Below are 6495 nucleotides of genomic sequence, written 5' to 3'. Positions count from 1 at the left end.
CTGCCCCGCCGCCGCCAAAACCACCAGTACCTCCCCCGGCACCCCCAGCATTAATAGCCGTTCCTCCAATAGCACCCGTGGAGCCGTTGGCACCGTTTCCAATGATACCTGCTCCTCCAGCACCTCCTCCCCCTAGTAATCCGCTGCCCCCTCCACCTCCGAGGCCATTCACTCCCCCTGCGCCACCTAATGCCTCATTACCAGCTTGACCTGATATACTCGACGCATTCGCATCGCCGCCTGTGGAGCCTTGAGTACCGCCACCTCCACCTCCTGCTGCAATAAGAATGTTGGCGGCAGTAACGGGACTCGTCGTGCGCCAAACAAATGATCCGCCGCCTCCACCACCTGCAGTTAAGTCATCGCCACCACCTGCTCCGCCTACGAGGATAGATAATACCTCGCCGGGTGTCACAGGAAAGTCGCCCTGAATATACGCCCCCCTCCCTCCAGTTGTGAGTCCGTCACCGCCTCGGGCACCTACCGCCCGGATCGTCAACGAGGTAACCATTGGAGGGACGACAAAGGTTTGAATGGCGCCAGTAAAACCAACGTTCTGTGTAGGCATTGCCCACCATTCCTTTCCAAGCATGGTTATACACACATCATTGCCCATTCCTATATATATGTGTTGACTGTAGATGCGACATAGGCGAGAGAATAGAAAAAGACGTCCCATAGGCAGGACGCCTCGTCACTTGGTCATAGACCTTTTGATGCCCTATGCTTTTGCCACCCGCTGCATATCCGCTTCGACCATCATGTGAATAAGCTTTTCCAGCTGCGTTTTCGGTGTCCAGCCGAGCTCTCTTTTCGCTTTTTCCGGATTGCCCAACAAAATGTCCACTTCTGCTGGCCGATACAATTCCGGGTCGATCACGACGTAATCCAGGTAGTTCAACCCAACATAATCGAAGGCGATTTTGCACATCTCTTCCACCGTCGAAGTTTTGCCTGTCGCAATGACATAGTCATCCGGCTTATCCTGCTGGAGCATCAGCCACATCGCTTCTACGAAATCGCCCGCAAAGCCCCAATCCCGCTTCGCCTGAATATTCCCCAGCCGTAGTTCCTTTTGCTTGTTCGCAGCAATTCTTGCGACAGCATGTGTCACTTTCCTCGTTACAAATTCCAGCCCCCGCAAAGGTGATTCATGATTGAATAAAATCCCGTTTGTGCTAAACATCTGAAAGCTTTCCCGATAGTTTTTGGTCGTCCAGTAGCCAAACAGCTTGGAGACTGCATATGGGCTTCTTGGGTAAAAAGGCGTTTGCTCCGATTGCTGTGGCTCCTGGATTAATCCGTACAGCTCACTTGATGAAGCCTGATACATTTTGATTGCGGGGTCCGTTTCCCGAATCGCCTCCAGTACATGCAGGACACCCATTCCAGTTACTTGCGCGGTCAAAATAGGCTGCTCCCACGACGAACCGACAAAGCTCTGCGCTCCTAAATGATACACTTCCGCTGGTTTACATGCCTTCAGTGCACGCGTCAACGATGACACATCCAATAGATCGCCATCCTTGTACTCTACGTGATCTGCGATGTTCAAATACTCCAGCCGCCACCTGTCCACCGTGCTACGGCGTGGTACCAGTCCTACCACATGGTACCCCTTCTCAAGCAAAAATTTTGCCAGGTAAGCGCCGTCCTGACCTGTGATTCCTGTAAGGAAAGCTGTTTTCATCCGCTACTACTCCCCTTCTTCAGGCTGTACTGTAATATCATTCCGGTAAGTACCCTTGAGCATCTCTTAAGCTTATGCCGGACCATGTTCATACGTTCAGTTGTCAGGGTGAGGGTCAAGAATAAAAGTCCGTAATAAACTAATGAAAGCAAACCGTTGTCAATGATCAATAAGGAGGTAGGCAGGTGACAGATATTTTAAAATGATCAAAAGAGGGGGTTCGACCGCCATGTCGCTCATTACTGTCGTGATTCCAACCTATAATCGGGAAAAGTATCTTCCGACAGCCATCGAAAGTGTGTTGAACCAAACGCACAAGGAATGGAAGCTCCTCATTGTAGACGATGCCTCTACTGACCACACACAGACAATCGTAGAAAAGTACCTCGATGATCCCCGCATTCACTACGTGCTACTCCCTGAAAATTCAGGGATCGGCAAAACAATGGCGGCAGCTCTTGAACGAATTAACACGCCCTACTTTGTCTCACTTGATTCGGATGACTGGTTCGACGAAAAGACCTTGGAAATTTTGTTGGATGAAATGGAACGCCAGCCCGAAACCACGAACGTCGTGTTCTCCAACACCGTTTTTTGGAAGGAAGTGGGTGACACGCGAGAACTGTCCGAAATCATGCGGCCTCCGATCTATGAAGATAAGTATGATTACTTGGAAGCTCCGATGGTTTGGCCTCGTTTTTATCGGACACAGGCGGTTCGTGATGTCGGTGGATTTGAATGTGATGATCCGATGCAGGGAAGGTTTTCTCATGACAAGTACATGTTATTAAAATTGATTGGAACAGGTGATATTCACTGGGTCGATGCGAACCTCTATCATTATTTGATTCACGAGAGCAACAATTCCCACACAAAAAACTGGCCGCAATGGACAAAAGCAAGAAAGTACATCCTTACAAAAATCTTGAAACTGTGGGGCGACGAGTACGAGCCTGCCTTTGTTTACACACCCGAGGGATGGATCTATGTGAACGAGCTCATTCCGAAAGAAAAGCCTTCCTAACTATTCTGTGACAATCTGCTTAAACAAGGTCAATGCCCGTGCCACTGCTTGATCCATGTTGTAGTATTGATAGTCCGCGAGTCTCCCGGCAAAAAGCACCTGATCTCGTATTTGCTCCGCCTCTTGTTTGTAGAGGCTGTACCGTTGGCTGTTTTCCTTGCGAGGAATTGGATAATAAGGCTCGTTTTCGCCAGGTGAATACGGCTGTGGATAGACGAAGGATATGGTTGTGTGAGGAACGACTTGACCTGTGAGGTGCTTTTGTTCGAGGATTCTGGTGAAATCATACTCATTGGGGTAATTGACAGTCCCCACTTCTTGGTACCACTCCTTTTGATGCGTCTCAAAATGAAAGCGCAGGCTTCGATAAGGCAACTGTCCATGCTTATTGCCAAAAAAGGAATCGATCGGGCCTGTGTAAATCATACGTTTATACCTGATTTCATCCGCAATTTCTTGATAGTCCGTATTGAGAAGCACCTTTATATTCGGATGGTCGAGCATGCGTTGAAACATTGTAGTAAAGCCATGCAACGGAATTCCTTGATACGTGTCCTGAAAATACCGATTGTCCCTGCTGACATACACAGGAACCCTTGCGGAAACAGACTGATCCAGCTCCTCCGGCTTCAAATCCCATTGCTTAATCGTATACCGATGAAATACTTTTTGATAAATGTAATCAGCCAAAAAACCTAGCTCTTCATGAGCACTATCCCGTAGCTTCAGAATCGGAATCTTCGCCCCGAATCCATATTGACGGATCAGTAAGCTCTCCAGTTTCTGCGCATATTGCGGGGAAAACAAAGCAGACAATGCATTCAGATTGAAAGGCAATGGTATTTTTATGCCATCGACACAGGCACGCACCTCATGGAAGTACGGCCGCCACTGCGTAAAACGCGACAAATAGTCCCAGACCAGCTTGGAATTCGTATGAAAGGTGTGCGAACCGTATTTGTGAATCAGTATCCCCTGCTCATCATAGCAATCATAGGCATTTCCTCCGATATGATTGCGCCCCTCTACCACCAACACTTTTTGATCAAGCCCGTTGGCAATCCGCTCTGCGAGTGTAGCACCCGTAAATCCAGCTCCGACTATCAGCCAATCCACCTTCATGTTAGACTCACATCCTCCAGTCTTAATCACATCCACTCACTCCCTCACCATTTCGTTAATACCCTAGTAAATGATGTCGTACTCTACACACGGGAGTGAACTCTACATGAATGCAAACTGGCACGCACACTATACACGCTGGAACGAGTGTGAATCCCTCGATCCAGAGCTTCGTCAGCAGTTAACCGCCATGCACACTGATGAAAAGCAGCTTGCAGATTGCTTCTCTGCCCCGATTGCATTTGGAACCGGAGGCATGCGCGGGGTCATGGAGCCCGGAATAAACCGCATCAACTTATACACGATTCGCAAAGCGAGCGCAGGGCTAGCTCTTTATTTGCTCGAAACATACCCGGATCTGTCCGTCAAAAAAGTCGTCATTGCCTATGACTCACGGAAACACTCACAATTGTTTGCCACAGAAACCGCCAAAGTTCTCGGTCAGTATGGGATTACTACATGTATATTCAATCAACTGACTCCTACCCCTCTGCTTTCCTTTGCTGTCCGCCACTTTTGCGCGTGTGCTGGCATTGTCATTACAGCAAGCCACAATCCTCCTGAATATAACGGCTACAAAATTTATGGCGCAGACGGGGGGCAAATTACGCTCGCGACAGCCGAACGACTGATGGAACATATCGTTGCAGCCGGAAATGAACTCGAAATCACCCCAGCCGATGAACAAGAGCTGTACAAAAATGGACTTCTCCACTACATTGACGATTCTCTCTTGCATGCGTATTTGGAAAAAGTAAAGCAATTGCGCGTCCACCCAGACTTATCTCCTGCGATCCGGGAGCAAGTGAAGATCGTCTTTAGTCCCCTGCACGGCACGACGCATGACTCGATCACACGTGGATTGAATTTGTTCGGGTATAAACAAGTGAGTGTCGTTGAAGAGCAAGCTGTCCCCGATCCTAACTTTTCGACTGTAGCCTCGCCTAATCCCGAAGAGCCTGAAGCCTTTCGATTAGCGATTTCATACGCCAATCAGGTGGATGCCGACGTGATCATGGGGACGGACCCTGATGGAGATCGCCTCGGTGTACTCGTCAAAAATCAAGCAGGAGACTACAGCGTCCTGACAGGGAATCAGTTGGGAGCCTTGCTTCTTCATTACCTGCTGGAAACCAAACAAAAAAAGGGGGAGCTCCCCTCTAATGGCATTGTATTGAAAACAATCGTCACCTCTGAAATGGGCAGAGCCATTGCGACAGACTTCGGTGTATCGACAGAAGACACTTTGACAGGCTTCAAATATATTGGCGAAAAAATCGAAGCCTACGAAAAAAGTGGAGCGTACGTCTTTCAATTTGGTTACGAAGAAAGCTACGGATACTTAATCGGCGATTTTGTCCGGGATAAGGATGCCGTACAAACTGCTTTGTTGCTGGCTGACATGTGCGCGTATTACAAATCTAAGCACAAAAGCCTCGATGACACACTGAATGACTTATTCATTCGTTACGGTTATTATGCGGAAGAGCTGATTTCTTTCACGTGCAAAGGAGGAGATGGTATGCAAAAAATATCGGCAACGATGTCTTCCCTGCGCAGTCAGCCACCTTCCCAAATCGCCTCCCACCCCATCATAGCCATCGAAGATTATGCCAGCGGACTCCGCACAGACTGTCAAACACGTACATCCACACTGCTCACCTTGCCTGCTTCGGATACGATCAAATACTTTTTCCACGATCATTCGTGGTTTTGTGTCAGACCCTCAGGCACGGAGCCCAAAATCAAAATTTATTTAGGGGTGAAAGGAACGAGTAAGCAGGATAGTCAAGAAAGGCTTTTCACCTTGAAACAAGCTGTCTTGCAGATGCTCGAATTCTAGTAACAACTAGATTTCCAAGTACGGACCGGATTGAGGAGGATGTCCGCCCGCGACTGTTCCGTACCGAGGAGGATGATAAGCTTGTTCTGCTGTTCGTTCAGGAAAACCGGATTGGAGAAGCAAATCGCGTCTTACAAAAAAAGCGTTGACGCCCTTTGAATCTGTCCCTACCAAGGCATATCCCAACCTGGTTCCCAAAATGGCCAAGGAACTCAAGCTGGCACCATAGTAGGTAGTGCCACCCCATTTAAAATCAGGCTGATAGGCAATCACCATTTTTTGTGGGGGTGGAAAAGCAGCATTGTACTCAATAACAACAAGCCGCGGTGTGTAAATAGAAAGAGCTTGCCATACCCAGTAGTCATTGCCGTCAATGTCGATGGAGAGCAGATCAAATTCCTTTGGAACACCATTTTCTTCGAATAACCGAGAAATATTTTCTTTCGTGATCAACTCATTCTTGATGATGACCTGGGGATAGGCAGCATAATCAGCAGACATTTTATTGCAACTGTTCAGATCGCCTTCCATCGCCAATCCGCTCCACCCATGCTGCGTGATGAGTTTTTTTATCATGCATTCCGAGCCATCTCCAACTCCGAATTCTACACAATAGCGATTCGCAGTTCCGATTCGCGAAAATATTTCTTCAATGATACCGTCTTCTCCATTTTGGGAATACACTCGTTTTTCATATTGGTTTAACACATCCATTCTTGCCATACCTCCATTCACAACGTCCCTCTTTACGTATCTTATTTATCTTTTTGCGGATAGGATTGGTCATTCAATGAACAGGCTGCAAAACAGGCTATT

General features: G+C 48.0%; 5 protein-coding genes and 1 pseudogene. 2 read left to right on the top strand and 4 right to left on the bottom strand.

Going from position 1 to position 6495, the window contains the following annotated elements; all coding sequences use genetic code 11:
• Window positions 1-568 (bottom strand): annotated as a pseudogene (locus C7R92_RS33225) (hypothetical protein); the annotation flags it as partial.
• Between the two features lie 153 nt (window positions 569-721).
• On the bottom strand, window positions 722-1690 hold the full coding sequence (gene gmd / locus C7R92_RS30700) for a GDP-mannose 4,6-dehydratase (protein ID WP_106836749.1): 969 nt from the start codon (window positions 1688-1690) through the stop codon (window positions 722-724).
• 229 nt (window positions 1691-1919) lie between these two features.
• Here gmd and C7R92_RS30695 point away from each other — a divergent pair, with 229 nt between their 5' ends.
• The gene (locus C7R92_RS30695) at window positions 1920-2714 is read left to right on the top strand and encodes a glycosyltransferase family 2 protein (RefSeq protein WP_069850675.1); all 795 of its coding nucleotides are present in this window, start codon (window positions 1920-1922) and stop codon (window positions 2712-2714) included.
• On the opposite strand, the gene glf is transcribed toward C7R92_RS30695, so the two are convergent.
• Window positions 2715-3866 carry a UDP-galactopyranose mutase gene (glf, locus tag C7R92_RS30690; RefSeq protein ID WP_328137410.1) on the bottom strand — a complete coding sequence of 384 codons (1152 nt, stop codon included), beginning with the start codon at window positions 3864-3866 and terminating at the stop codon, window positions 2715-2717.
• Window positions 3867-3942: 76 nt separating this feature from the next.
• Here glf and C7R92_RS30685 point away from each other — a divergent pair, with 76 nt between their 5' ends.
• On the top strand, window positions 3943-5679 hold the full coding sequence (locus C7R92_RS30685; protein ID WP_106836747.1) for a phospho-sugar mutase: 1737 nt from the start codon (window positions 3943-3945) through the stop codon (window positions 5677-5679).
• A 6-nt stretch (window positions 5680-5685) separates the two neighbouring features.
• On the opposite strand, the gene C7R92_RS30680 is transcribed toward C7R92_RS30685, so the two are convergent.
• Entirely contained in the window at window positions 5686-6393 is a 708-nt protein-coding gene (locus C7R92_RS30680; RefSeq protein WP_106836746.1) for an FkbM family methyltransferase, read from the bottom strand.
• Between the last annotated feature and the right edge of the window lie 102 nt (window positions 6394-6495).

It is taken from the genome of Brevibacillus porteri, assembly GCF_003013475.1.
Taxonomy (GTDB): Bacteria; Bacillota; Bacilli; order Brevibacillales; family Brevibacillaceae; genus Brevibacillus; species Brevibacillus porteri.
This window is presented reverse-complemented; position numbering and strand designations above follow the sequence as displayed.